Genomic DNA, 25,565 nt, shown 5'->3' with positions numbered 1-25,565 from the left:
TCTATGGCACGCATTATTGTTGTGACTTCGGGTAAAGGGGGCGTTGGCAAGACCACCTCCAGCGCGGCCATCGCTACTGGTTTGGCTCAGAAGGGAAAGAAGACCGTCGTTATCGACTTCGATATCGGCCTGCGTAATCTCGACCTGATTATGGGCTGCGAGCGTCGGGTGGTGTATGACTTCGTCAACGTCATTCAGGGCGATGCGACCCTGAACCAGGCGTTAATCAAAGATAAACGCACCGAGAATCTCTACATCCTCCCTGCTTCCCAGACGCGTGATAAAGATGCGTTGACCCGCGAAGGCGTAGATAAGGTTCTCGAAGAACTGAAAAAAATGAATTTTGATTTCGTGGTCTGCGATTCACCAGCAGGCATCGAAACCGGTGCCCTGATGGCGCTCTATTTTGCCGATGAAGCCATCATCACCACTAACCCGGAAGTCTCCTCCGTTCGTGACTCCGACCGTATTCTCGGCATTCTCGCGTCAAAATCCCGTCGTGCGGAAAATGGCGAAGAGCCGATCAAAGAACACCTGCTGCTGACTCGCTATAACCCAGGTCGCGTCAATAAAGGCGACATGCTGAGCATGGAAGACGTTCTGGAAATTCTGCGCATCAATCTGGTAGGCGTGATTCCGGAAGATCAGTCCGTGCTGCGCGCCTCAAACCAGGGTGAGCCGGTGATTCTGGATGATACGTCAGACGCAGGTAAGGCCTATGCCGATACGGTTGAACGTCTGCTCGGAGAAGAACGTCCTTTCCGCTTCATTGAAGAAGAGAAGAAAGGTTTCCTCAAACGCCTGTTCGGAGGATAAATTATGGCATTACTCGACTTTTTTCTCTCGCGGAAAAAGAACACGGCCAATATTGCGAAAGAGCGCCTGCAAATCATCGTCGCCGAGCGTCGTCGCGGCGATGCTGAACCACACTATCTGCCGCAGTTACGCAAAGATATTCTGGAAGTGATCTGTAAGTATGTGCAGATTGACCCGGAAATGGTTAGCGTCCAGCTGGAACAACGGGATGGTGATATTTCGATTCTGGAGCTGAACGTGACTTTACCAGAACCGGAAGAGTCGAAACCCTGACGTTGGATTCACCCGGTAGCCTTGCGCTATCGGGCCAGTTTGAAAATAGCCCGGATAACGCATCCGGGCTATTTGCTATGGCTTAGATAGCGTTTAGCGCGGGTATTCGCTCAGCAGCGCTTTCAGACGATCGGCCATCAGATCGCTACGCCAGCCGGAAATCAGTTCAGGCAAGGTCGCCCCACTCTTCAGCTGCCAGTGCCAGTTCAGCAACTGGTTAATCTGCCGTCTGGAGGCCAGCAGCTCCGCACTCAGCCCCGTCTCGGTGCTCACTTCCTGCACCAGCGCTTTAATCTCTTTAAAGACTTTACGGTAACCCGGCATATCAATCAGGTTTTGCAGCGGCTCCGGCAGCGCCGATTCCGGTAGCTGCTGCGCTTTCTCTACCAGGCTAATCAGCGTTTTACCATGGAAGCGAATTTCGCTGCCGGAAAGCCCGAGGCTGTCCAGCTCGCCGAGGCTCCCCGGCATATAGCGGGCAACGTTCCACAGATGCTCTTCGCGAACGACAAAATTCACCGCCATATCGCGATCGCGCGCCTTGCGTAAACGCCACTCTGCCAGCAGCTGCAGACAGCCAAGCTGACGGGTGCGTAACTGCCAGGCGTTGCCGATATCGCGCCACGCCTGCGCCGGGTCCTGCACTTCCTGGCGGCGCTGCTGCATCAGACGGCATTCGTCCAGCGCGGCGTCCAGCCAGCCTGCGGCTTCGGTTTCCGCCATCAGTTTGCTGGCGATAGGCAGCAGGTACCAGACATCCGCGGCGGCATAGTCGCACTGACGTGAAGTCAGCGGGCGCGCCAGCCAGTCGGTCCGTGATTCGCTCTTATCCAGCGCCACGCCCGAGTACTCCTCAACCATCGAGGCAAATCCCCAGGACATCGGACGACCGCAAAAGGCGGCCAGAATCTGGGTATCAATCAACGGCTGCGGCATCAGATTAAAGGTGTTAAGGAACACTTCCAGATCTTCACTACCCGCGTGCAGGAATTTGGTGACCTGCTGATTCAGCAATAGCTCGCGCATCGGCGCCCAGTCGGTGATGGTCAACGGGTCGATCAGGGAAACCTGTTCGCCGTCGAACAGCTGGAGCAGGCCCAGTTGCGGGTAGTAGGTGCGGGTACGGACAAATTCGGTATCCAGCGCAATCGCCGGGGCCGCGCTAGCCGCTTCACAGATGGCGCGCAGCTCATCGTCGGTGGTGATCATCTGATAGTTCACATCATGCTCTCTTAACTTGCGCCCATAAAAAACGCCGGCTTGGCCGGCGTCTGGCGACTCGTGTATACCTTAGGCTTTATTGTCTACTTTAGCGCGCGCTTCGTCACGCAGTTCTCGCCGTAAAATTTTTCCAACATTGGATTTTGGCAGCTCATCACGAAATTCAACCAGTTTCGGGACTTTATAGCCTGTCAGATGGCGGCGACAGAACGTCACCAGCGCCTCTTCGGTCAGCGTCGCGTCTTTTTTAACCACGAAAATCTTCACCGCTTCGCCGCTGCTTCCTGACGGTACGCCGACGGCAGCCACTTCCTGAACCCCGGAGTGCTGCATCACCACCTCTTCAATTTCGTTCGGGTAAACGTTGAAGCCGGAGACCAGAATCATGTCTTTTTTACGGTCGACAATGCGCATAAAGCCTTCATCATCCATTACCGCGATGTCGCCGGTGTGCAGCCAGCCGTCTTTGATAATCTCGTCGGTGGCGTCCGGACGCTGCCAGTAGCCCAGCATCACCTGCGGCCCCTTCACGCACAGTTCGCCAGGCATACCCAGCGGCACTTCGTTGTCGTCATCGTCCACCAGTTTGGCTTCGGTCGACGGTACCGGCAAGCCGATGCTCCCGCTGTGATAGTCAATATCATGCGGGTTCACGCTGACCAGCGGCGCGCACTCGGTCAGGCCGTAGCCCTCCAGCAGATACTGCCCGGTGAGTTTAACCCAGCGTTCGGCAACTACCTGCTGTACCGGCATTCCGCCGCCGGCAGACAGGTGCAGCGAGGAGAAATCAAGCTGCTGAAACTCTTTGTTATTCAGCAAGGCGTTGAACAGCGTATTTACCCCGGTCATCGCGGTGAACGGATACTTCGCCAGCTCCTTCACCAGCCCCGGAATATCACGTGGGTTGGTAATCAGCAGGTTCTGCCCGCCAAGCTCAATGAACAGCAGGCAGTTCATGGTCAGCGCAAAGATGTGGTACAGCGGCAGCGCGGTGACGACAAACTCTTTGCCCCGGTGCAGCAGCGGGCCGTAGGTCGCATTGACCTGTTCAAGGTTGGCCAGCATGTTGCGGTGGGTCAGCATCGCCCCTTTGGCCACCCCGGTGGTGCCGCCGGTGTACTGCAGGAACGCCAGATCCTCAGAGACAATTTCCGGCTTGATGTATTGCATCCGGTAGCCGTTATGCAAGGCACTGCGGAACGAGATAGCATCTGGCAGGTGATACTTCGGCACCAGCCGTTTGATGTACTTGACCACGAAATTGACCAGCGTGCCTTTCGCCGTCGAGAGCTGATCGCCCATGCGGGTCAGGATCACATGCTTCACCTGGGTTTTATCAACCACTTTTTCCAGGGTATGCGCAAAGTTGGAGACGATCACAATCGCCGCTGCGCCGCTGTCATTCAGCTGATGCTCTAGCTCGCGCGGGGTATACAGCGGGTTAACGTTCACTACGATCATCCCGGCACGCAGGATACCGAACAGCGCAATCGGGTATTGCAGCAGGTTTGGCATCATCAGCGCGACGCGGTCGCCCTTTTGCAGCCCCAGCCCCTGCTGAAGGTAAGCGGCGAAGGCCCGACTGCGCTCTTCCAGCTTACGGTAGGTCATCACCTCGCCCATATTGATAAACGCCGGTTGGTCGGCGTAGCGCGCGGTGCCGTGTTCAAACAATTCAACCAGGGATTGGTAGCGGTCAGGATTTATCTCCGCCGGAACATCGGCGGGATAACGGTTTAGCCAAACCTTTTTCACTGCATCACCTCTGAAATAGTTATTCGTCGTCATCACAGCCCCTGATCAACAAACATTCTGTTAACATTATATTAACTCAGCGTACCAGTTTATTAATTAGGCGTTTTACAGGTTGCGAAGCGCGTCACTATTTATTTTTCTTATCAGGCCAGAAATAGCGAAACAGCGGACAAGCCGCTGTTTCGTCTGGCTTACAAAAACTGCAAAATCATTCAGTTACGACATTTCTGACTTCTGCAGGGCCTGGATTGTACCAGCCCCAGCCGCCATAGCCGTAAGCCCAGGGGCGCGGACCGATCATCCACGGGTCAATCGGCTGCGGTGGCATTACCACCTGCTGCACCACGTTCCAGCGCTTGTAGCCGGTCGCATTCATCAGCATAAACTTATACGGCGTGCTGCCGACTTTGCCGTCCACCGTCCCGGTAATCGGGCCGACGACGGTGACCAGTTGACCGCGGAAATCGACCGGGTCGAGGAAGCCGTTCACATCGGCGTAAATACGCCCGCGCGAAGGCTCATTCAGCTCAGGCCGGGCGCCGCTGTCCAGCGGAACCGTCGCAATTTCCAGCCGGGTTTTGCCCTGCTGGTTCTGAATGTTGACGACTTTGCCGCCAAAACGGGCTTCCTGGCCTACATACAGCTGTGGTGCGGCCATCACCCGGACTAAATCTTGCTGTGGCGTCGGGCTGGTGCCTTTAATGGCATCCGGCACGGAAACGCACCCACTTAACGCAGCGACAACGGCGCCCGCTAAAAACCAACGTACTGCTTTGCTTTGACCCGCCATGATGCGACTCCTTCTCTCAGTCTTATGATTACTGAGATTCATCCTCGGCCAGGAAGTTTCTTCCACGCCACTTCGTTACGCAAATAAACCGGTTCGGCTTTCTCTACGGCAACGGTTTTGCCACTGGCAAGCAGCACGCAGGCCAGCGGCAGCATGTCTTCTGCTGTCGGCAGCGTAATGTCACCATCGGTTAATGTCAGCGCTGAGTCCTTAGCCAGATCGGGCCAGGCTTGCCAGCCGGTCCCGACGGTCGCCCAGTCGCCTTCGAGCTGTTGCAGGCGCTCGCTGACGGCTTCGGGTTTCAGCACGGCTTCAGTTTCTTCACCATGCCAGACGCCCTGCTCATCACGCTGGTATTCGGCCCAGTAGACCTCGCCCATTCGCGCATCAATAGCCGCCAGTACACGGGTAGCCCCGGTTTTACGCCATGCGCCTTGCGCCATGGTTGCCAGCGTCGACACGCCAATCATCGGCAGTTCGGCCCCCAGCGCCAGTCCTTGTGCGATACCGATCCCAATACGCACCCCGGTAAAACTGCCGGGACCGCGACCAAAGGCCAGCGCGTCGAGGTCAGTCAACGACAGTTTGCTTTCCGTCAGGACATCCTGCACCAGTGGCAGAATACGTTGGGTGTGTTCACGGGGACAAATTTCGAAATGAGCACAAAGAGTGCCATCATTCCACAGCGCCGCGGAGCAGGCCTCCGTGGCGGTATCGATAGCCAAAATTCGCATGGGTTGTCGCGCTCTCGCTATAGCAGATTGACAAAATGGCGCGCAGCTTACCACATTTTGCGACAGATTACCTTGCTGGCGGCACGGCGAGAAAACGCACGGCCCGGCGGATATCGCGGGTTCGCGGCGCCGGCGGCAGGCTGGCCAGGAACACTGCACCATAGGGACGCATCACCAGACGGTTATCGCAAATCACCAGCACGCCGCGATCGTCGATATCACGGATCAAACGCCCGACCCCCTGCTTAAGGGTAATGACCGCATCCGGCAGTTGCACTTCGTCGAAGGGATCGCCGCCGCGCAGACGGCAATCTTCCATCCGCGCTTTCAGCAACGGATCGTCCGGCGAGGTAAACGGCAGTTTATCGATGATCACCAGCGACAGCGCATCGCCGCGCACGTCCACCCCTTCCCAGAAGCTGCTGGTCGCCACCAGCAGCGCGTTACCGGCACTGACAAACTGCTGCAGCAGCTGGCCTTTGCTGGTTTCGCCCTGCAGCAGCACCGGCAACGTCATGGTGGCGCGGAACTGTTCGGCCAGGTCACGCATCATCGCGTGCGAGGTGCACAGCATAAAGCAGCGCCCGTCGTTCGCCTCAATCAGCGGTTTGAGCATCGCCGCCAGATGACGCGCTGCCCCGGGTTGATTAGGCAGCGGCAGATTACGCGGTACACAGAGCAACGTCTGGTGGGCATAGTCAAACGGGCTTGGCAACAGCAGCGATTGCGCCTCTTCAATGCCGAGGCGGGCGGTAAAGTGGTGTAGATCGTCATTCACCGACAGCGTGGCCGAGGTAAAAATCCAGCTGCCTGATTTTTGCGCCATGACCTCTTTGAATTTTTCCGCCACGGTCAGCGGGGTGAGCGCCAGGGTAAAATGACGGGAAGTGCATTCGTACCAGTAGCTAAAGCCCGGCTGGTTAATCTCTTTCAGGCGCTTCAAGCGCGCACGGTAAACCGTGGCGCGCTCGAAAGCCGCATCCAGCAGCGCCGAGCGGCCAAGCGACAGCTTTGCCACGTCGTAACAGAGTTCAAGCGCATCATCGAGCAGCAACAGCGCACGTTGAATATGACTGTCCGCCAGCAGATCGCGCAGGTTGCCCCGGTAGCCGGGATCCCCCAGCTGCAGGCGAAAATCCTGCGCGCTCTGGGCCAGACGGTCGGCGCATTTTTGCAACTGCTGGGTATCTTTAAGTTCGGTGCGGTAGGCAATAGTGATGTCTTTCGCCAGATCTAACAGCTGACGGCTGGAGAGCGACTGACCAAAATACTGGCTGGCGATGTCGGGAAGCTGATGGGCTTCATCGAAGATCATCACCTCAGCCTCGGGGATAAGCTCGGCGAAGCCGCTCTCTTTCACCACCATATCGGCGAGGAACAGGTGATGGTTCACCACCACCACGTCGGCATCCATCGCTTTTTTACGCGCTTTGACGACAAAGCAGTCCTGATACACCGGGCAGTCGCTGCCGAGACAGTTATCGTTGGTGCTGGTGACCAGCGGCCAGGCCTGAGAATCTTCGGCAACGCTGACGCAGGTGCTGATATCGCCATCAAGGGTCTGATTTGACCACGAACGGAGCAGAATAACATCACTCAGGGTTTGCACCGGCAGATCGCCGCCGGCCAGGGTCTGCTGCTCCAGGCGTTCAAGACACAGGTAGTTCGAGCGCCCTTTGAGCAGCGCCAGCTTACCGGTGAATTTTAACGCTTTTGCCACCGTCGGCAGGTCGCGACTGTACAGTTGATCCTGCAGCGCTTTCGAACCGGTGGAGATAATCACCTTCTTATTGGCCCGCAGCGCAGGCGCCAGATAGGCGTACGTCTTACCGGTACCGGTCCCCGCTTCCACCACCAGCGGCTGCGCCTGCTGGATGGCCTCAGCCACCGCGATCGCCATCTGGCGCTGCGGCTCGCGTGGTTTGAATCCGGGAATCGCTTTGGCCAACTGGCCGTCTGCTGCAAAATCGTCGATCACAATACCCCCTGGTGATTTGGACAGTGATTATGTCAGGCAGCAGACCTTTTCACCAGTCCGGGTAGTGACGCAGGCGGCACATTATGGCAGTCTTGCCCGCAGTCTGATGGAATGAAACCAAGGAAATGATAATGACAATTACGCGTATCGATGCTGAAGCCCGCTGGTCTGATGTAGTAATTCACAACCAGACCATTTACTACACCGGCGTGCCGGCAAACCTCGAAGCGGATGCGTTTGAGCAAACCGCGAACACCCTGGCACAGATTGACGCCGTGCTGGAAAAACAGGGCAGCAACAAGTCGCGTATTCTTGATGCCACCATCTTCCTTGCGGATAAAAGCGATTTCGCGGCGATGAACCAGGCGTGGGATGCGTGGGTTGTGGCCGGCCATGCCCCGGTGCGCTGCACCGTTCAGGCCGCCTTAATGAAGCCGGAATACAAAGTCGAAATTAAAATTATCGCCGCGGTTTAATTACTCGTCTTCGTCTTCATCTTCAAAGCGCGCCACGATCCGGTCGCCGGTATGGCTGGCGCGCAGTTCATTGGCGACCAGTGAAATCGCTTCACCGCTGCTCATCCCCTGGGACATCAGTTCCTGGATACGCTCTACCGCTTTTTGCTGCTGCTCGTGGCTCAGCGAAGGTAAACCTGCAAACATAACTCACTCCTGCTACATTGTGTGGCGTCATTATTTCATGCCGCCCGTCTGATATTCCAGAGGACGGCAACGATTAGGATCGAGGAAGATGTTGTCCCCCGCTATTATTACCCTGCCCTGGCACCCGGATGCTGCCGAGCGCTACTTTACGCCGTTGAGCACCGCCCCATGGGCCATGCTGCTGCATTCCGGCTTTGCCGACCATCCCCATAACCGTTTTGACATCATCGTGGCCGATCCGTGCGCCACGCTGCTTACGCGCGGCGGGACAACCATGGTGGATGACGGCCAAAGCCGCAGCCAGTCGACGCAAGATCCGCTGACGCTGTTACAAACGCAGCTGGACAAGCGGGGATTAACACCCGTGGCGCATTCCCATTTGCCGTTCCTCGGCGGCGCGCTGGGGCTGTTCGGTTACGACCTTGGCCGGCGCTTTGAATCTCTGCCCTCGCACGCGGTGGCGGATATCGCCCTGCCCGATATGGCCGTGGGGATCTACGACTGGGCGCTGATTGTCGATCATCAACGCCAGGAAGTCTCGCTGCTTAGCTACGGCGATCCGCATGCCCGTCTACAATGGCTGCAAGCGCAGTCCGCCGCACCTACCGCGCCGTTCGCCCTGACTTCCGCCTGGCGATCCAACATGAGCCGCGAGCAATATGGCGAGAAATTCCGCCAGGTTCAGGCCTGGTTGCACAGCGGCGACTGCTACCAGGTCAACCTGGCCCAACGTTTTCAGGCCAGCTACCGCGGCGATGAGTGGCAGGCGTTTTGCCAATTGAATCGCGCCAATCGCGCGCCGTTCAGCGCCTTTATTCGCCTCGAAGACGGCGCCGTGCTCAGCCTGTCTCCGGAGCGTTTTATCCAGCTTCATCAAGGTGAGATCCAGACTCGCCCGATCAAAGGCACGCTGCCGCGGCTGGCCGATCCGCAACAGGATGCCCTGCAGGCGGAAAAACTGGCCCACTCGCCAAAAGATCGGGCAGAGAACCTGATGATAGTCGACCTGATGCGCAATGATATTGGCCGGGTTGCCGAGCCCGGTAGCGTCCGGGTTCCGGAACTGTTCGTCGTGGAACCCTTCCCGGCGGTGCACCATCTGGTGAGCACCATTACCGCCAGGCTGCCGGCCCGTCTTCACGCCAGCGATCTGCTGCGCGCGGCGTTCCCCGGCGGCTCCATTACCGGCGCCCCTAAAGTGCGGGCGATGCAGATCATTGACGAGCTGGAACCCCAGCGGCGTAACGCGTGGTGCGGCAGTATCGGCTATCTCAGCCTGTGTGGCAATATGGACACCAGCATTACGATCCGCACGCTGACGGCGTACCAGGGAGCGCTATACTGTTCTGCCGGCGGCGGTATTGTGGCCGACAGTGAAGAGGCCGCTGAGTATCAGGAAACCTTTGATAAAGTTAATCGAATCTTGCAACAACTGGAGAGCTAGACCATGGCGGATGACGCCCTTGCGCTGGACGACTTTCTTTCTCGCTTTCAATTACTGCGCCCGCAGCCATCGCGCAGCGCGCTGAATCAGCGCCAGGCGGCGGTGCTGGTGCCCATCGTGCGTCGACCGCAGCCCGGCCTGCTGTTGACGCAGCGATCGCCGAGGTTACGTAAGCACCCCGGTCAGGTTGCCTTTCCCGGCGGGGCCGTCGATAACACCGATGCTACCCTGATTGCCGCCGCGCTGCGTGAGGCCCAGGAAGAGGTCGCGATTCCTCCCGATCGGGTCGAGATTATTGGCGTTCTGCCGCCGGTGGACAGCGTCACCGGCTTTCAGGTCACGCCGGTGGTCGGCATTATTCCGCCCAATCTTCACTATCATGCCAGCCAGGATGAAGTGTCGGCGGTGTTCGAAATGCCGCTTGCTGAAGCATTGAGCCTAAGCCGCTACCACCCGCTGGATATCCATCGCCGCGGGAATTCGCATCGTGTCTGGCTGTCATGGTATCAGCACTATTTTGTCTGGGGCATGACCGCCGGTATTATTCGCGAACTGGCCCTGCAAATCGGCATCAAACCCTAGCCTGCTGGCTTACGGCTGGCGCGAAGGTCACCCTGCCCCGCGACAGCCGGTTTCCTTGTGCAATCCACCCTCTGAGATAGCGTATATACTTAAAATGAGATTGCGCTCTCACCATTAGTAATTTCGCCGTTATCCATTAATTTAATTCATGTGAATAGTTAAGCTGATGGTGCGGTTCCCTCTTACACTATGCGCAGTTTTCACATCGTTACCGCCACTGCGGTAACCCTGTCAGGAGTGTTATCGTGATTAGTATATTCGACATGTTCAAGGTGGGGATCGGTCCCTCATCTTCCCATACTGTAGGGCCGATGAAGGCCGGTAAACAGTTCGTCGATGACCTGGTCGAAAAAGGATTGCTTAATGAAGTGACCCGGGTGGCGGTTGACGTCTACGGCTCGCTTTCATTAACCGGCAAAGGCCACCATACGGATATCGCCATTATTATGGGCCTGGCGGGCAATCAGCCCGATACGGTCGATATTGATGCCATACCTGGATTTATCCGCGATGTCGAAACCCGCGGACGTTTGCTGCTGGCACAAGGTCAGCACGAAGTTGATTTCCCGCACGATGACGGCATGCGTTTTCGTAGCGACAACCTGCCGCTGCACGAAAACGGCATGACCATTCATGCCTGGGCCGGCGAGAAAGAGATCTACTGCAAAACCTATTACTCCATCGGCGGCGGTTTTATCGTCGATGAAGAACATTTCGGCAAAGACAGCGTGGATGAGTTAAGCGTGCCTTATCCCTTCAAGTCGGCGCAAGAGATGCTGGCTTACTGTAAAGAAACCGGAATGTCGCTCTCCGGCATGGTGATGCAGAACGAACTGGCGCTGCACAGCAAGAAAGAGATTGAAGACTATTTTGCTCACGTCTGGCAGACCATGCGTGCCTGTATCGATCGCGGCATGAACACCGAGGGCGTGTTGCCTGGTCCTCTGCGCGTACCGCGTCGGGCATCGGCACTGCGTCGTCTGCTGGTAGCCAGCGATAAACTGTCCAATGACCCAATGAACGTCGTTGACTGGGTGAATATGTTCGCCCTGGCGGTCAACGAAGAGAACGCCGCCGGCGGGCGCGTGGTCACCGCGCCGACCAACGGCGCGTGCGGTATCGTCCCTGCCGTACTGGCCTACTATGACCACTTTATCGAGTCGGTCAGCCCGGATATCTATATTCGTTACTTTATGGCCTCCGGCGCCGTGGGGACGTTATACAAAATGAACGCCTCCATTTCCGGCGCTGAGGTGGGCTGTCAGGGTGAAGTTGGCGTCGCCTGTTCGATGGCGGCGGCGGGCCTGGCTGAACTGCTTGGCGCCAGCCCGGAGCAGGTGTGCGTCGCGGCGGAAATCGGTATGGAGCATAACCTGGGTCTGACCTGTGACCCGGTGGCCGGACAGGTACAGGTTCCGTGTATCGAACGTAACGCCATCGCTTCGGTGAAGGCAATCAACGCCGCACGTATGGCGATGCGTCGCACCAGCGAGCCGCGCGTCTCTCTCGATAAAGTGATCGAGACCATGTACGAAACCGGTAAAGACATGAACGCCAAGTATCGCGAGACGTCTCGCGGCGGCCTGGCCATCAAAGTTCAGTGTGACTAAACTATTTTTTATCCAAATGCGCCCACCGGGCGCATTTTTTATGTTATTTATTTACACCCACTACACTTGCTCACTCGCGGTTGTTATTCTCGTCCGCATTCAGAGCCGACAGGGTGTCGCGCATGCACAATGCTCAGAAAGTCATTTCGACTTACCGCCGTAAACGCGTTGTCATTTGTTTGATTGTGGCGTTGTTGACGTTAACGACCACACTGGTTATCCGATTTATTTCACAGCGTAGTTTAAATCAGCAACGTATCCAGAGCACTACTCATCAGATGGTGGTGGCCATGGATAGAATGCTGCGCCCTTTATCAGAGCAACAACATCCCTTGCTACAGCTGGTGGGGAAACCGTGCCAGGATGTCCGTCTGCCGCTGCGCAAACTGGCGGCGTCGCTGCAAACAGTGCGCTCCATCGCCCTGGTAAAGTCCCGGACGTTGTATTGCTCCAGTATCTTTGGCGACCGTAACGTTGCCATTCATCAGCTCCAGTCGGCGCTCCCTTCTCCTCAGCCATTGCTGATGCTTTCAACAGACCACTCGCTGCTGCTCGGCTCGCCGGTATTAGTGCAATGGTATCCCTCCCGATTAAACAGCGACGATGGCGTGATGATCGTCATCAATATCGAACTGCCAGGGGAGTTAATTCTCGCCGCAAAATCACCCCTGATTACCGGTATCGGGTTAAGCGTCGGCGCACAGAATTTTATTCATGGTATTGGCATCACCGAGCAGCAAGTGCCGCCAGGCGAGAAGATGATTTACCACCAGCAGTCAACCCAGTTTCCGTTCGCGATTAACGTCAGCGGCCCAGGCGCCACGGCGATCGCCCTTGCGGAACTTCCTGGCGCACTGCCGCTGGCGCTGATCCTCAGCGTGATGCTGGGTGGCATGATGTGGCTGATTACGGCGGGGAGAATGAGCTTCGCCCGGGAGATCAGCCTCGGGATCGCCGCCCGTGAATTTACGTTGTGGTGCCAGCCGCTAAAAGATCTGCGGTCGCAAAAATGCGTCGGCGTCGAGATTTTGCTGCGCTGGAACAATCCGCGTCGCGGAAATATCCCTCCCGATGTATTCATTCCTCTCGCGGAAGGGGCGAACTTAATTGTGCCCCTCACCCGCTATGTCCTGAAGGAAACCGCCCGCCAGCTATCGCAGTTCCCCGAGGATAAAAACTTCCATATTTCGATTAACGTCGCCGCCCGCCATTTTGCCAACGGCGAACTGATGCGCGATTTGCATCATCTGTGGTTCAGCGCCCACCCGGTGCAGCAGCTGGTGGTGGAACTGACCGAACGCGATGTGCTGCAGGAGGGAGACCACCACATGGCGGAGCTGCTGCATTTTAAAGGAGTCATGCTGGCGATTGATGATTTCGGTACCGGAAATAGCTCACTGTCATGGCTGGAAAAGCTGCGCCCGGACGTATTGAAAATTGATAAATCCTTCACCAGCGCCATCGGCGTCGATAGCGTGAATACGACGGTGACCGACATGATCATTGCCCTGGCACGCCGCCTGAACATCCTGACGGTTGCCGAGGGGGTTGAAACCGCAGCTCAGTCGCGGTATCTGCAGCAGCACGGGGTTGATGTCCTGCAGGGGTTCTACTACGCCAGACCGATGCCGGTCGCGGCGTTTGCGCAATGGCTGGCAGAGCATGGCGAAGGCGGATAAAAAAAACCGGCCAGCCCCCTGAGGAGACTGGCCGGTCAGCATCACGCCGAGAGCAGATTACTCGTCTTCGTGATTTTCGTGCTGGGTTTTAATCACCCGCACCAGATCGACACGATAGTTGTTCGCTTCCACGATGGTAAACTGCAGCGGCTCCCGCTCCACCACATCGCCAACGCGCGGGATATGGCCGTTTACGGCAATGACCAGTCCGGCTACCGTCGCGATATCGTCCTCTTCATGAAGCAGATCGTCCAGCCCCACCGCCTGTTGCAGCGCATGCAGGTCCGTAGAACCTTTAATCAACCAGCCGTCGCCATCGGCGACGATTTCCGGGGTTTCATCGGCATCCGGGAATTCACCGGCAATCGCTTCCAGGACGTCCAGCGGCGTCACCAGACCTTGCACCACACCAAATTCATTGGTGACGATGACAAAGCTCCCACGTGCCCGACGCAGTACACCCAGCAGGTTGATCGGGTCCAGCGTTTCCGGCACCACTATCGCCGGTGAAGCCGAGGCCAGCGCCGCGACATTCTCACCCGCTTCCAGCGCCACCAGCATCTCTTTCGCCCGGACGATACCAATGATTTCATCCAGTTCGCCGCGGCACACCGGGAACAGACTGTGTGGCGAGGAGAGCAACTGGCGACGAATCTCTTCTTCGCTTTGCTCCACGTCCACCCAGCTGATTTCACCGCGCGGGGTCATGATGCTGCGCAACGAACGCTGAGCCAGGGTCAGAACGCCGTTGATCATGTAGCGTTCTTCTTCGGCAAACGCCCCTTCAGGCACCGGAACCGGCGCCGGGCTATCACCATCGTGGCTCACGGCGTGTTGTTTACGTCCGCCCATCAGGCGCAAAATTGCATCTGCTGTACGTGCACGCAGCGGCAGCGTTGACTGATGGCGAATAAAGTTACGACGCGCAATCTGATTGAAGAACTCGATGGTGATCGAGAAGCCAATCGCGGCGTACAGGTAGCCTTTCGGAATATGGAAACCAAAGCCTTCAGCCACCAGGCTCAGGCCAATCATCAACAGGAAGCTCAGGCACAGCACGACCACGGTCGGATGCTGGTTAACGAAGCGGGTTAACGGCTTCGATGCCAACAGCATCACCGCCATGGCAATCACTACCGCCGCCATCATCACCGGTAGGTGGTTCACCATACCAACGGCTGTAATCACCGCATCCAGCGAGAAGACCGCATCCAGCACCACGATTTGCAGTACCACCACCCAGAAGCTGGCATAGCCTTTCCCATGACCCTCATCGTGCTGACGATTCTCCAGCCGCTCATGCAGTTCCGTGGTGGCCTTAAACAGCAGGAACAGCCCCCCGACCAGCATGATCAGGTCGCGTCCGGAAAAGGTTAAATCGGCGACGCTAAACAGCGGTTTAGTCAGGGTCACCATCCACGAAATAACCGACAGCAGACCAAGTCGCATGAACAACGCCAGCGACAGACCAATCAAACGTGCTTTATCACGCTGTTTGGGTGGCAGCTTATCCGCCAGGATGGCGATAAATACCAGGTTGTCGATACCGAGCACGATCTCCAGTACGACCAGCGTCAGCAAGCCGACCCAGATAGAGGGATCCATCAAGAGTTCCATGAGTTGCTCCAGTTGACGACAGACGAAGTCATCGTGATGTCACGCACGACAGAGATAATGGTTGCGGGTAAAAAAGCGTAGCAGGTTGTCGCGGCAGAATAGTGCCAGAAAGTGAAAAGACGTCGATGAGGGTCCATACAGCGGGCTATGCCCTATACTCCTGAGTAATTAAACGGAAGCTAAACATAGCAAAAAATGCAGAGAGTTTGGAAAAAACTTTACCAGTCTTTGCAATAGCTAAGGCTATTTTTTGCGCTGCGAAATTATTAATTGCAGATGAGTGATTTACGGATCTTCATCACATTAATTATTTTTTCACTATCTAAAATAAATCACGGTAGTCAATATTTTCGATCTTACACCCTTACTGAATCGATTTTGTTCGCAAGAGTGATTCAGGATGTATCAACACAGATGATGCATTCACGATAATAAAGGAGGTAGCAAGTGACGATTGCTATTGTAATAGGCACACATGGTTGGGCTGCAGAACAACTGCTAAAAACAGCAGAAATGTTGTTGGGCGAGCAGGAAAACGTTGGCTGGATTGATTTCGTTCCTGGTGAAAACGCAGAAACGCTGATCGAGAAGTACAACGCACAGCTGGCAAAGCTTGATACGTCGAAAGGCGTGTTGTTCCTCGTCGATACATGGGGAGGCAGTCCGTTTAACGCTGCCAGCCGCATTGTCGTTGATAAAGAACAGTACGAAGTCATTGCCGGCGTCAACATTCCCATGCTGGTCGAAACGCTGATGGCGCGTGACGACGATCCCTCTTTCGATGAACTAGTGGCGCTGGCAGTAGAAACGGGTCGTGAAGGCGTGAAAGCGCTGAAAGCGAAAACCGTGGAAAAAGCCGCTCCGGCACCGGTTCAGGCAGCAGCACCGAAAGCGGCAGCGCCGTTAAAACCAATGGGCCCCGATGACTATATGGTTATCGGACTGGCACGTATCGATGACCGACTGATCCATGGTCAGGTCGCGACTCGCTGGACCAAAGAAACCAACGTCACCCGCATTATTGTCGTGAGCGATGAAGTCGCGGCCGATAACGTTCGTAAGACGTTACTGACCCAGGTTGCTCCTCCGGGCGTCACTGCCCACGTTGTTGATGTGGCGAAAATGATCCGCGTTTACAACAACCCGAAATACGCAGGCGATCGTGTCATGCTGCTGTTTACCAACCCAACCGACGTAGAACGTATCGTTGAAGGCGGCGTGAAACTCACCACCGTCAACATCGGCGGTATGGCTTTCCGTCAGGGTAAAACGCAGGTGAACAACGCCGTTTCGGTCGATGAAAAAGATATTGAAGCATTCAAAAAGCTGAATGCTCGCGGTATCGAACTGGAAGTCCGTAAAGTTTCCACCGACCAGAAACTGAAAATGATGGACCTGATTAGCAAGGTAGCAAAATAACCTTGCAAGTCGTGTCCCCGTTTTCAACTTAAGACTTAATCAACAGGAGAAGTACAATGGAGATTACCCTTCTTCAGATTGTGCTGGTGTTCATCGTCGCGTGTATTGCGGGTATGGAGTCGGTACTTGATGAGTTTCAGTTCCACCGTCCTCTGATCGCTTGTACGCTGATCGGCGCCGTTCTCGGCGATATGAAAACCGGTATCATCATCGGTGGTACGCTGGAAATGATCGCTCTGGGCTGGATGAACATCGGTGCCGCCGTTGCACCTGATGCGGCACTGGCATCTATTATATCCACCGTTCTGGTTATCGCCGGCCATCAAAGCATTGGCGCCGGTATCGCCCTGGCAATCCCGCTGGCAGCAGCAGGCCAGGTACTGACCATTATCGTTCGTACTATTACCGTGGCATTCCAGCACGCCGCTGATAAGGCCGCCGAAAACGGCAACCTGACAGCGATTTCATGGCTGCACGTGTCGTCCCTGTTCCTGCAGGCAATGCGTATCGCTATCCCTGCGGTTATCGTGGCAATCTCTGTCGGCACCAGCGAAGTACAGGGTCTGCTGAATGCGATTCCTGAAGTGGTTACCGGTGGTCTGAACATCGCGGGCGGTATGATCGTCGTCGTCGGTTACGCAATGGTCATCAACATGATGCGTGCGGGCTACCTGATGCCGTTCTTCTACCTGGGCTTCGTTACTGCCGCGTTCACCAACTTCAACCTGGTTGCTCTGGGTGTGATCGGTACCGTAATGGCTATCCTCTATATCCAGCTGAGCCCGAAATACAACCGCGTAGCGGGTGCGCCAGCGCAGGCTGCTGGTAATAACGATCTCGATAACGAACTGGACTAACAGGTGAGCGAAATGGTTGATATGACTAAAAATACCACCGAGAAAAAACTCACTCAGAGTGATATTCGTGGCGTGTTCATTCGTTCTAACCTGTTCCAGGGGTCATGGAACTTTGAACGTATGCAGGCGTTGGGCTTCTGCTTCGCAATGGTACCGGCAATTCGTCGTCTGTACCCGGAGAACAACGATGCCCGTAAACAGGCGATTAAACGTCACCTGGAGTTCTTTAACACCCATCCATACGTCGCGGCGCCGGTTCTTGGCGTAACGCTGGCGATGGAAGAGCAGCGTGCTAACGGTGCAGAGATCGACGATGGTGCGATTAACGGCATCAAAGTCGGTCTGATGGGGCCGCTGGCCGGCGTCGGCGACCCGATCTTCTGGGGTACCGTTCGTCCGGTATTCGCTGCACTGGGCGCAGGTATCGCGATGAGCGGCAGCCTGCTGGGTCCTCTGCTGTTCTTCATCCTGTTTAACGCAGTACGTCTGCTGACCCGTTACTACGGCGTGGCATACGGTTACCGTAAAGGTATCGACATCGTTAAAGATATGGGCGGCGGCTTCCTGCAGAAACTGACCGAGGGGGCGTCAATTCTCGGCCTGTTTGTCATGGGGGCTTTGGTTAACAAGTGGACGCACGTGAATATCCCGCTGGTGGTATCAACAATCACCGGTCAGGATGGCCAGACTCGCGTCACCACCGTGCAGACCATTCTTGACCAGCTGATGCCTGGCCTGGTTCCGCTGCTGCTGACCTTCGCCTGTATGTGGCTGCTGCGTAAGAAAGTGAACGCCCTGTGGATCATCGTTGGCTTCTTCGTCATCGGTATCGTGGGCTATGCTATCGGCCTGCTGGGCCTGTAAGTATCTTGTTGTACGCCGGGGGCTTAGCCCCCGGTTTTTTTTTACCGGAGGATGGATGACAATCACGGATCTGGTGCTGGTTCTGTTTATTCTTGTTCTGCTGGCGTTTGCAATTTATGACCAGTTTATTATGCCGCGGCGCAACGGTCCGCAGCTCCTGACTATCCCCCTGCTCCGCCGCAGTCGTGTCGATGGGATCATCTTCGTCGGCCTGGTGGCCATTCTGATTTACAACAATATCACCAACCACGGCGCGTTAATCACCACATGGTTATTATCTGCACTGGCGTTGATGGGCTTGTACCTGTTCTGGATCCGCACGCCGAAAATCATCTTCAAAGCCAGTGGCTTTTTCTTCGCCAATATCTGGATTGAATATAGCCGTATCAAAGAAATGAATTTATCGGAAGATGGCGTGCTGGTGATGCAATTAGAACAGCGGCGTTTGCTTATTCGGGTCAAAAACATTGATGACCTTGAGAAGATATACAAACTTCTCGTTTCAACTCAATGAGTTAAAAATATAACTCGTGCTATATCTCGTCAATTTTTAACCAATTCCAGCGAATGAAATATAGCACCGGCTATATTTCATTCGTCCACTTCACCGATATTAATTAACGAATCATTTACTTGTAAATTCAAATGAAAATCGTTATCATTTGGTTATCGAAATAAATAAATCCTGTTATTGTTTTATATTCTAAAAATATGTTAAGGTTGCGCCCGTCGTTGGGGAGTAGCCGATTTCCTGCCTGCCAGGAAATGTACGTGTCAACATACTCGTTGCAAAACGTGGCACGTACGGGTCGAAAAGATGTTCGATCAGGCGAGACCATAGACACATCACCGCTATACGCCATACCTCTTTACCGGGTCGCGTATGTTTACTGGGGGTAGTGATGTGTCATATGGATTTTCCCCGGTCAGGACGCATGTATGAACCTATCTGCCACGATTCTTCTTGCCTTTGGCATGTCCATGGACGCTTTCGCCGCCTCAATCGGGAAAGGCGCCACCTTACACAAACCTAAATTTTCTGAAGCCTTACGCACCGGACTGATTTTCGGCGCGATCGAAACCCTCACGCCTCTCGTTGGTTGGGGCATGGGAATGCTCGCCAGCCAGTTTGTCCTCGAATGGAACCACTGGATCGCCTTTGCGCTGCTGATTTTTCTTGGCGGCAGGATGGTAATTGAAGGTTTCCGCGCAGGCGATAGCGAAGCCTGTGAGGCTCCTCTCCGTCATGGATTCTGGTTGCTGGTGGTGACCGCTTTCGCCACCAGCCTCGATGCAATGGCCGTCGGCGTGGGCCTGGCTTTCCTGCAGGTGAACATCATTGCCACCGCCCTCGCGATCGGCTGCGCAACGCTTATCATGTCAACGCTGGGGATTATGGTCGGACGGTTTATCGGCCCGCTGCTTGGCAAACGGGCCGAGATTCTGGGTGGTATCGTCTTGATTGGTATCGGCAGCGAAATTCTCTGGAGCCACTTCGCCGGCTAATTCTCAGGCCTCGCGCTGCCAGAAGTGGAGCATAAAATCCGTCTGGCAGCTAAAAATGTCCTGCGCTCGTAGCGTTTCACGCACCTCAGGCTTTGCCCGCCACGCAAACGGCGTCATCTGCAGTAACGCTTCGGCTTCTTGCCCGCTCAGCTGCATCGGATAGGCCAGTTGTTGCTGCTGACGTAAAACAAAGCCGGGCATTGCCTCATGATTTTCCTCATGCAGGCGCACCTCATCATAAATCAGCCCTTTCAGCTCCATCAGATGGCGAGGCCCAGGCGTCGCGGTAATCACCCAGCCACCAGGGACGATCGCCCGGGCCAGCTCCTGGGCATTGCAGGGGGCATAAATCCGCACCACCGCATCAAGGCTGGCATCATCAAACGGCAGACGCTGGCTGGAAGCAACACAAAAATCCACCTGCGGGTAGCGTTTTGCTGCCGCACGAATGGCTGATTTAGAGACATCCAGGCCCCAGCAGTGCCCGGCAATACTGGCGAAGGCGTGGGTGTAGTACCCTTCTCCACAGCCAATATCCAGCAGACGTGCAGGGGTCTCGGTGCGCAGAAACTCGCAGATCGCATCGCGCAGGGGTTGATAGTGACCGGCGTCGAGAAACGCCCGGCGGGCCTGCATCATCTCGGCGCTATCGCCCGGATCGCGAGAGCGTTTGAACTGCACCGGCAGTAAATTGACATACCCCTCTTTCGCCAGATCGAACTGGTGCCGCTGCGGGCAGGTAAAACTGTTGTCGCGGCGGACAAGCGGCGCGTGGCAAAGCGGGCAACTGTATGACATAACAACTCCGGTGTCGCTAAAAGGGCGAAAGTGTAGCGCTATTCGCCCTTTCAGACCACTGTTACAACGCAGGCGGCGCGGCTTCTCCGTTGTGCATCACGATAAGATTCTCTGACCCCTGCGGCATCCCATCCGGCATGACATTTTCCAGACGCAGCACATCGCCCATGATCTGGCTGAATACCGGTGCGGAAACAGCTCCGCCATAATAGGCCCCGTTGCTGGGGTCGTTTATCACCACCACCAGCGCGAACTGCGGGTGGCTGGCGGGAGCGACCCCTGCCGTATAGGCAATATATTTGTCGATGTATTTGCCGTCCGGGCCGATTTTTTTCGCCGTCCCGGTTTTTACCGCAATACGGTAATCACGAACTGCCGCCTTGGTCCCACCGCCGCCAGGCAGAGCCACGCTCTCCATCATGTGCTCCACTTCATGCACGATCGGTTCCGGCATCACGCGGGTGCCGATCACCGGCGGGTCGATTCGGGTTATCGATAATGGGCGCTCGATGCCAAAACCACCGATGGTGGCATAGACGTGCGCCAGCTGGAGCGGCGTAACCATCAGGCCATAGCCAAACGCAAAGGTCGCCCGGTCAAGCTGTCCCCAATAGCGACGCTGCGGCATCAGGCCCGAACTTTCGCCGGTGAGGCCCAGGCCGGTCGGATCGCCAAACCCAAACGCTTTGTAGGTATCGAGAAGATGCTGAACCGGCATCGCCAGTGAAAGGTGCGAGACCCCGGTATCGCTGGATTTCTGCAGGATGCCGGTCAACGTCAGCTCCGGGTAATAGCCTACATCGCGGATCCGGTGGCCATCCAGCACAAACGGGTGGGTGTCGACCACGCTGTCCGGCTGCACGATCCCCTGCTGGAGAGCCGTCATGACCACCAGCGGCTTAACCGTCGATCCGGGTTCAAAGGTGTCACTGATGGCCCGATTGCGGAAATCATCCAGTTTCGCGTCATCACGGTTGTTAGGGTTGAAATCCGGATAGCTGGCCATCGACAGAATTTCCCCGGTGTCGATTTTAATCAGCACCGCGGCGCCAGACTCGGCCTTATTCCACTTCACGGCATTATCCAGCGCATCTTCCGTCACCGTTTGCAGGCGCTCATCAATACTTAACTGAATGGTGTGCGCCGGCACCGCCGGCACCTCGGTGATATTTTCGATCACGTGGCCATGACGGTCTTTACGCACCAGCCGCCGCCCGGCTTTCCCCGTCAGCTGACTGTTGAAACTCTTCTCAACCCCTTCAATGCCCTGGTTATCAATATTGGTGAATCCCAGCAGGTTGGCCGCCACGTGCCCTGCCGGATAAAACCGCCGCGACTCATCGCGCAGGTTAATCCCCGGCAGATGGAGTTTATCGATCCATTCGGCCTGTTCCGGATTGACCTGGCGAGCCAGGTAGATAAAACGCATGTGAGGATGAGCTTCGATGCGTTTGGCCAGGTCCCCCAGGTTAAGGTGTAGCGCCTCCGCCATCGCCTGCCAGCGCGGACCATAGCCAACGCCGCCCTTCTCCATCATCGTCTGCGGGTCGGCCCAGATGGCGCTGACCGGGACGCTGACTGCCAGCGGACGGTTTTCACGATCGCTGATGGTGCCACGCTGAACGTCAATGGGTTCTTCCCGTAACGAGCGCATATCTTCTTGTTTAACCAGGTTATCTGGTGAAATGATTTGCAGCCAGGCCACGCGGCCTAACAGGAATCCGAGACAACCCAAAATCGCTACGCACAACAATCCAAAACGGACCGGGGTGAAATGCGCGGCTGACTGATTTTTATTCTTTGGCACCATAGCTCCAGCATTATTTTGCAACCACCTGATTTAACAGGAAATCACCAAATCAGGATGCGAAACAGTGCGAATAACGGTGATGTTTTGCAACAAGGCGCGACAAAGGAGGGAGAATGGAAATGTTTTGCAATAAATACTAAAAAGCCCCGCAGAGGCGAGGCTTTTCTTACAAGATGAGTGGTCTTGAATCAGATAGCAGTAACGTTAACTGCTGCCGGACCTTTCTGGCCGTCCTGAATTTCGAACTCAACGTTCTGGCCTTCAGCCAGAGTTTTGAAACCATTACCCTGGATAGCGGAGAAGTGTACGAACACATCTTTGCTGCCATCAGCCGGAGTAATGAAACCAAAACCTTTAGACTCGTTGAACCACTTAACCTGACCTTTAATCTTTGCCATTTGCAAAATTCCTTAGACTGTTTTCTTCGCCCATCGGCGCTTACATAGATAAAACTCTGACACACTACTGCATGAGGCACTAATATAAGGTTCGGCAGAGAAGCAGTATTCAACGACAACGTGTTTACTCAGGACTTCTTTACTGAAAATGCCACACATAAACAGAACTGTACCTCGTTTAACCCGAAACGTGTTATCACATACAACGTAAATAATGGCAAGCCATTTTTAAAGGTGTCTCGATCCTTCGCACAGATTATAAGGGAATCATTTGATCACCTGCACATTTATGCGTCCTTAACTGCTGCGGACAGTACTCGTCAGCGCCCCGCTCTGGCCCAGATAATGCGCGCAAAGATTGCAACTTTTTTACCATTGCTCAACAACTTCTGTCGGTTCAACACGCCGGCATATGCGCGGTGTCCTGGGTTCGGATGTGCAAAATCATGCGCATAATGATGCACATGCTGGTGTATATCGATAGTTGAATATTGTCTTAAATGGAGCCTGTATGGTGATATAAAACCGACGCAGCGGTCACAGTATGAATATTATGGATAATACTATTTAAACATGAAGTATTAATGACAGAATTGTCCATCAGGTAATTAAAACATATTGTTATTACTTTATTTGATTTACTAAAAAGCCGTGACACTGGCAGGAAGAATTGAGATCCAGTCCACATTAACGCACAAGAATTGGGCGATCGGAGTCAGAAAAAAGATAAGAAAAAGTTATAGCGTGATGGGTTAATCCAGGTGCACACCGGGCGGTGCACACCTGTCAGCGTGTTACCGTTCAGCGACCAGACGGATGAAGTCATCCCCGTCTTTTTCTGCCACTGATGCGTTGGCAACCTCTTCCTTCTCAGGTTCATTGGCTTCACAGAGACGACGCAGCAGCACATTTTGCCGCTTTTGCTGGTCCAGTAACGCCTGCAGCAGTTCAATCTGCTCATTGGTGCGCGAACTTGCGCGATTAACAAAAAACCACAACAACAAACCAACAAGCACCAGCACGATGGAAAGCGCCAGTGAAGCCAGATTTAAGATCCCAGGATTTAGTAACTCACTCATTTCACCACCTCAAAGAGAAGGCGTTTATTCTACCACTCGCAGAGCAGAAGAAAATCCGTCGTAATAAAAATGTCTTACCAGGGGATAAATTTGTTGATGGTGCAGATGCCGCTGAAAAATTGTACATCTTGATCGCACATTACGTTAAGCATCTGAGTCCATAGCAATAAGCAACCGGCTATGACGACGATCAGCAAAACCCAGCGTAATTTTTTCACTCCACTCTCCGCATCAGTATCAGATGTTTCCAGGATAACATGCGCATCTTAAACCGTGACTAACTGTAATACGAAAGGTAAGTTTAGGAATCATAGACTTGTTTCAAGGCATGTAACTGTCAATATACCCGGCATACTTCAAGCTGCATATGTGTTGGCTGCACCCGCTCACCCCAGTCACTTACCGGTGTAAGCTCCTGGGGATTTACGGCCTTGCCGCCTTTATGCAACTTGAATTATTTAGGGAATAAAACCTTGAGAATAATGCAAACAATGAGGCAACAATGCGATTAATCATTCGTTCCATTGTAGTACTGGCCATCGTGTGGATTGGTATTCTGTTAAGCGGTTATGGGATTTTGATAGGCAGTAATGAGAACGCCGCAGGACTGGGGCTTCAGTGTAAATACCTGACCGCTCGCGGCACCAGCACCGCGCAATACGTGCACTCCGACAGCGGAATTATCGGGCTAACCGATTGCCCGGTTTTACGCAAAAGTGAAACGGTCATCGACAAAGGCTAACGCATTCCGGCAACAGCAGAAGCGTGACGCCTGCTGTTGCCGGTAAACCCGACGGCCATTCACATCAGAATGGATAGTCGTTGTATCCCATCTGTTCTGAAATTTTGCGCGCCGCGGTGTGCAGCATCTCAACATACTCGTGCAGACGCTCTTCAGAGAAGCGCAGCGTCGGGAATGAGATACTCAGGCCGGCAATCACCACGCCAAAGCGGTCGAATACCGGTACGCCGATGCAGCGCAGTCCTTCTTCCTGCTCTTCGTTGTCTTCGCCATAACCCTGCTGACGCACCTGCTCCAGTACCCCAATCAGCTCTTCCGTGCTGGTAATGGTACGGTCGGTGCTGCGCTTGTACTCAACGCCTTCCAGAATTTGCTCGACTTCTGCGCGATCGCGCCACGCCAGCAGCACTTTACCGATAGCGGTACTGTACAGTGGGTTGCGACGGCCAACGCGCGAGTACATACGCAGATTGTACATTGAGTCAATTTTGTGGATATAGACAATGCTGTCTTCATCCAGCGCGCCCAGGTGGACAGTCTCTTTCGTCAGGCGTGAAAGTTCACGCATCTGAATGTCGGCACTGCGGATCAGGTCGACGTTTTGCAGCGCACGGGCACCCAACTCAAATAGCTTCAGGGTCAGAGAGTATTTCTCCGATTCGCCTTCCTGAGCCACATAGCCCAGCGATTTCATGGTCTGCAAAAAGCGATAAACGGTGCTTTTTGACATCATGACGCGCTGGGACAGTTCGGTAATGCCAATTTCACGCTCTTCACCAAGCGCCTGCAGAATGCCAAAAACCTTCAATACCGAAGAGACAGAATCTGGCTGTTTATCCAAATCTGCAACTGCCATTTATCACCTCATCGTAACTGTTTTATAAAAATTAGAACCGGTTTTTATTATAAATTCGCATCAGCGCCCCCGCAA

The 25,565-nt window shown here is 54.8% G+C and carries 27 protein-coding genes; 13 read left to right on the top strand and 14 right to left on the bottom strand.

What is annotated here, in order from left to right:
- Positions 1–3: 3 nt before the first annotated feature.
- Entirely contained in the window at positions 4–816 is an 813-nt protein-coding gene (gene minD, locus HF679_RS03155; RefSeq protein WP_123754854.1) for a septum site-determining protein MinD, read from the top strand.
- Between the two features lie 3 nt (positions 817–819).
- The gene (gene minE / locus HF679_RS03150; RefSeq protein ID WP_123754855.1) at positions 820–1,089 is read left to right on the top strand and encodes a cell division topological specificity factor MinE; all 270 of its coding nucleotides are present in this window, start codon (positions 820–822) and stop codon (positions 1,087–1,089) included.
- Positions 1,090–1,182: 93 nt separating this feature from the next.
- Here minE and rnd read toward each other — a convergent pair whose 3' ends face one another.
- The 5 genes from rnd to HF679_RS03125 all read right to left on the bottom strand — a co-directional run bounded on the left by rnd (position 1,183) and on the right by HF679_RS03125 (position 7,567).
- A complete protein-coding gene (gene rnd / locus HF679_RS03145) occupies positions 1,183–2,298 on the bottom strand; it encodes a ribonuclease D (RefSeq protein ID WP_154144771.1) in 1,116 nt (371 codons plus the stop codon).
- An 81-nt stretch (positions 2,299–2,379) separates the two neighbouring features.
- Positions 2,380–4,065, bottom strand: coding sequence for a long-chain-fatty-acid--CoA ligase FadD (gene fadD, locus HF679_RS03140; RefSeq protein WP_123755502.1), 1,686 nt, complete (start codon positions 4,063–4,065; stop codon positions 2,380–2,382).
- Positions 4,066–4,273: 208 nt separating this feature from the next.
- Complete coding sequence (locus HF679_RS03135) at positions 4,274–4,855, bottom strand: Slp family lipoprotein (protein ID WP_123754857.1); 582 nt, start codon at positions 4,853–4,855, stop codon at positions 4,274–4,276.
- Between the two features lie 38 nt (positions 4,856–4,893).
- Positions 4,894–5,589: a tRNA (adenosine(37)-N6)-threonylcarbamoyltransferase complex dimerization subunit type 1 TsaB gene (tsaB, locus tag HF679_RS03130; protein ID WP_123754858.1), complete on the bottom strand. Its 696-nt coding sequence runs from the start codon at positions 5,587–5,589 to the stop codon at positions 4,894–4,896.
- A 67-nt stretch (positions 5,590–5,656) separates the two neighbouring features.
- Positions 5,657–7,567: an ATP-dependent DNA helicase gene (locus tag HF679_RS03125; RefSeq protein WP_187042598.1), complete on the bottom strand. Its 1,911-nt coding sequence runs from the start codon at positions 7,565–7,567 to the stop codon at positions 5,657–5,659.
- A 131-nt stretch (positions 7,568–7,698) separates the two neighbouring features.
- Here HF679_RS03125 and HF679_RS03120 point away from each other — a divergent pair, with 131 nt between their 5' ends.
- Positions 7,699–8,043 (top strand): RidA family protein, encoded by a 345-nt coding sequence (locus tag HF679_RS03120; protein WP_174508055.1) that lies wholly within the window; start codon positions 7,699–7,701, stop codon positions 8,041–8,043.
- On the opposite strand, the gene HF679_RS03115 is transcribed toward HF679_RS03120, so the two are convergent.
- Complete coding sequence (locus tag HF679_RS03115; RefSeq protein WP_187042597.1) at positions 8,044–8,229, bottom strand: YoaH family protein; 186 nt, start codon at positions 8,227–8,229, stop codon at positions 8,044–8,046.
- 88 nt (positions 8,230–8,317) lie between these two features.
- Here HF679_RS03115 and pabB point away from each other — a divergent pair, with 88 nt between their 5' ends.
- From pabB to HF679_RS03095, 4 genes are all read left to right on the top strand, one after another.
- On the top strand, positions 8,318–9,673 hold the full coding sequence (pabB, locus tag HF679_RS03110; RefSeq protein ID WP_154144719.1) for an aminodeoxychorismate synthase component 1: 1,356 nt from the start codon (positions 8,318–8,320) through the stop codon (positions 9,671–9,673).
- Positions 9,674–9,676: 3 nt separating this feature from the next.
- Complete coding sequence (locus tag HF679_RS03105) at positions 9,677–10,255, top strand: CoA pyrophosphatase (protein WP_123754862.1); 579 nt, start codon at positions 9,677–9,679, stop codon at positions 10,253–10,255.
- A 245-nt stretch (positions 10,256–10,500) separates the two neighbouring features.
- The gene (gene sdaA, locus HF679_RS03100; protein WP_123754863.1) at positions 10,501–11,865 is read left to right on the top strand and encodes an L-serine ammonia-lyase; all 1,365 of its coding nucleotides are present in this window, start codon (positions 10,501–10,503) and stop codon (positions 11,863–11,865) included.
- A 122-nt stretch (positions 11,866–11,987) separates the two neighbouring features.
- The gene (locus HF679_RS03095) at positions 11,988–13,544 is read left to right on the top strand and encodes an EAL domain-containing protein (protein WP_123754864.1); all 1,557 of its coding nucleotides are present in this window, start codon (positions 11,988–11,990) and stop codon (positions 13,542–13,544) included.
- Positions 13,545–13,601: 57 nt separating this feature from the next.
- On the opposite strand, the gene yoaE is transcribed toward HF679_RS03095, so the two are convergent.
- Positions 13,602–15,161, bottom strand: coding sequence for a CNNM family cation transport protein YoaE (gene yoaE, locus HF679_RS03090; RefSeq protein WP_123754865.1), 1,560 nt, complete (start codon positions 15,159–15,161; stop codon positions 13,602–13,604).
- Between the two features lie 447 nt (positions 15,162–15,608).
- Here yoaE and manX point away from each other — a divergent pair, with 447 nt between their 5' ends.
- The 5 genes from manX (at position 15,609) to mntP (ending at position 19,807) form a co-directional block, all read left to right on the top strand.
- Entirely contained in the window at positions 15,609–16,580 is a 972-nt protein-coding gene (gene manX, locus HF679_RS03085; protein WP_123754866.1) for a PTS mannose transporter subunit IIAB, read from the top strand.
- 56 nt (positions 16,581–16,636) lie between these two features.
- On the top strand, positions 16,637–17,437 hold the full coding sequence (manY, locus tag HF679_RS03080) for a PTS mannose transporter subunit IIC (RefSeq protein ID WP_123754867.1): 801 nt from the start codon (positions 16,637–16,639) through the stop codon (positions 17,435–17,437).
- A gap of 12 nt (positions 17,438–17,449) precedes the next feature.
- Positions 17,450–18,301, top strand: a complete 852-nt coding sequence (locus HF679_RS03075) for a PTS mannose transporter subunit IID (protein ID WP_123754868.1) — start codon at positions 17,450–17,452, stop codon at positions 18,299–18,301.
- Positions 18,302–18,356: 55 nt separating this feature from the next.
- The gene (locus tag HF679_RS03070) at positions 18,357–18,815 is read left to right on the top strand and encodes a DUF986 family protein (protein ID WP_154144715.1); all 459 of its coding nucleotides are present in this window, start codon (positions 18,357–18,359) and stop codon (positions 18,813–18,815) included.
- 425 nt (positions 18,816–19,240) lie between these two features.
- Complete coding sequence (gene mntP / locus HF679_RS03065) at positions 19,241–19,807, top strand: manganese efflux pump MntP (protein ID WP_154144713.1); 567 nt, start codon at positions 19,241–19,243, stop codon at positions 19,805–19,807.
- Positions 19,808–19,810: 3 nt separating this feature from the next.
- On the opposite strand, the gene rlmA is transcribed toward mntP, so the two are convergent.
- The 6 genes from rlmA to mgrB all read right to left on the bottom strand — a co-directional run bounded on the left by rlmA (position 19,811) and on the right by mgrB (position 24,110).
- Positions 19,811–20,605: a 23S rRNA (guanine(745)-N(1))-methyltransferase gene (gene rlmA, locus HF679_RS03060; RefSeq protein WP_123754871.1), complete on the bottom strand. Its 795-nt coding sequence runs from the start codon at positions 20,603–20,605 to the stop codon at positions 19,811–19,813.
- A 61-nt stretch (positions 20,606–20,666) separates the two neighbouring features.
- Positions 20,667–22,415 (bottom strand): peptidoglycan glycosyltransferase FtsI, encoded by a 1,749-nt coding sequence (ftsI, locus tag HF679_RS03055; protein ID WP_154144711.1) that lies wholly within the window; start codon positions 22,413–22,415, stop codon positions 20,667–20,669.
- A gap of 188 nt (positions 22,416–22,603) precedes the next feature.
- Positions 22,604–22,813: a transcription antiterminator/RNA stability regulator CspE gene (cspE, locus tag HF679_RS03050; RefSeq protein WP_001062678.1), complete on the bottom strand. Its 210-nt coding sequence runs from the start codon at positions 22,811–22,813 to the stop codon at positions 22,604–22,606.
- Positions 22,814–22,825: 12 nt separating this feature from the next.
- Positions 22,826–22,972: a DUF2627 domain-containing protein gene (locus HF679_RS03045; RefSeq protein WP_154144708.1), complete on the bottom strand. Its 147-nt coding sequence runs from the start codon at positions 22,970–22,972 to the stop codon at positions 22,826–22,828.
- Between the two features lie 635 nt (positions 22,973–23,607).
- Positions 23,608–23,892, bottom strand: coding sequence for a YebO family protein (locus tag HF679_RS03040; RefSeq protein ID WP_123754872.1), 285 nt, complete (start codon positions 23,890–23,892; stop codon positions 23,608–23,610).
- A gap of 74 nt (positions 23,893–23,966) precedes the next feature.
- Positions 23,967–24,110 (bottom strand): PhoP/PhoQ regulator MgrB, encoded by a 144-nt coding sequence (gene mgrB / locus HF679_RS03035; protein WP_041146201.1) that lies wholly within the window; start codon positions 24,108–24,110, stop codon positions 23,967–23,969.
- A gap of 284 nt (positions 24,111–24,394) precedes the next feature.
- Between mgrB and HF679_RS03030 the strand changes: the two genes are divergently transcribed.
- Positions 24,395–24,634 (top strand): YobH family protein, encoded by a 240-nt coding sequence (locus HF679_RS03030; protein ID WP_123754873.1) that lies wholly within the window; start codon positions 24,395–24,397, stop codon positions 24,632–24,634.
- 64 nt (positions 24,635–24,698) lie between these two features.
- Here HF679_RS03030 and kdgR read toward each other — a convergent pair whose 3' ends face one another.
- Positions 24,699–25,490, bottom strand: a complete 792-nt coding sequence (gene kdgR / locus HF679_RS03025; RefSeq protein WP_123754874.1) for a DNA-binding transcriptional regulator KdgR — start codon at positions 25,488–25,490, stop codon at positions 24,699–24,701.
- Positions 25,491–25,565 lie beyond the last annotated feature (75 nt).

Origin of the sequence: Enterobacter sp. JUb54 (assembly GCF_014298075.1) — a bacterium.
GTDB lineage: Bacteria > Pseudomonadota > Gammaproteobacteria > Enterobacterales > Enterobacteriaceae > Klebsiella > Klebsiella lignicola.
The sequence above is the reverse complement of the archived record's forward strand: the minus strand, read 5'-3'. Positions and strand labels throughout refer to the sequence as shown.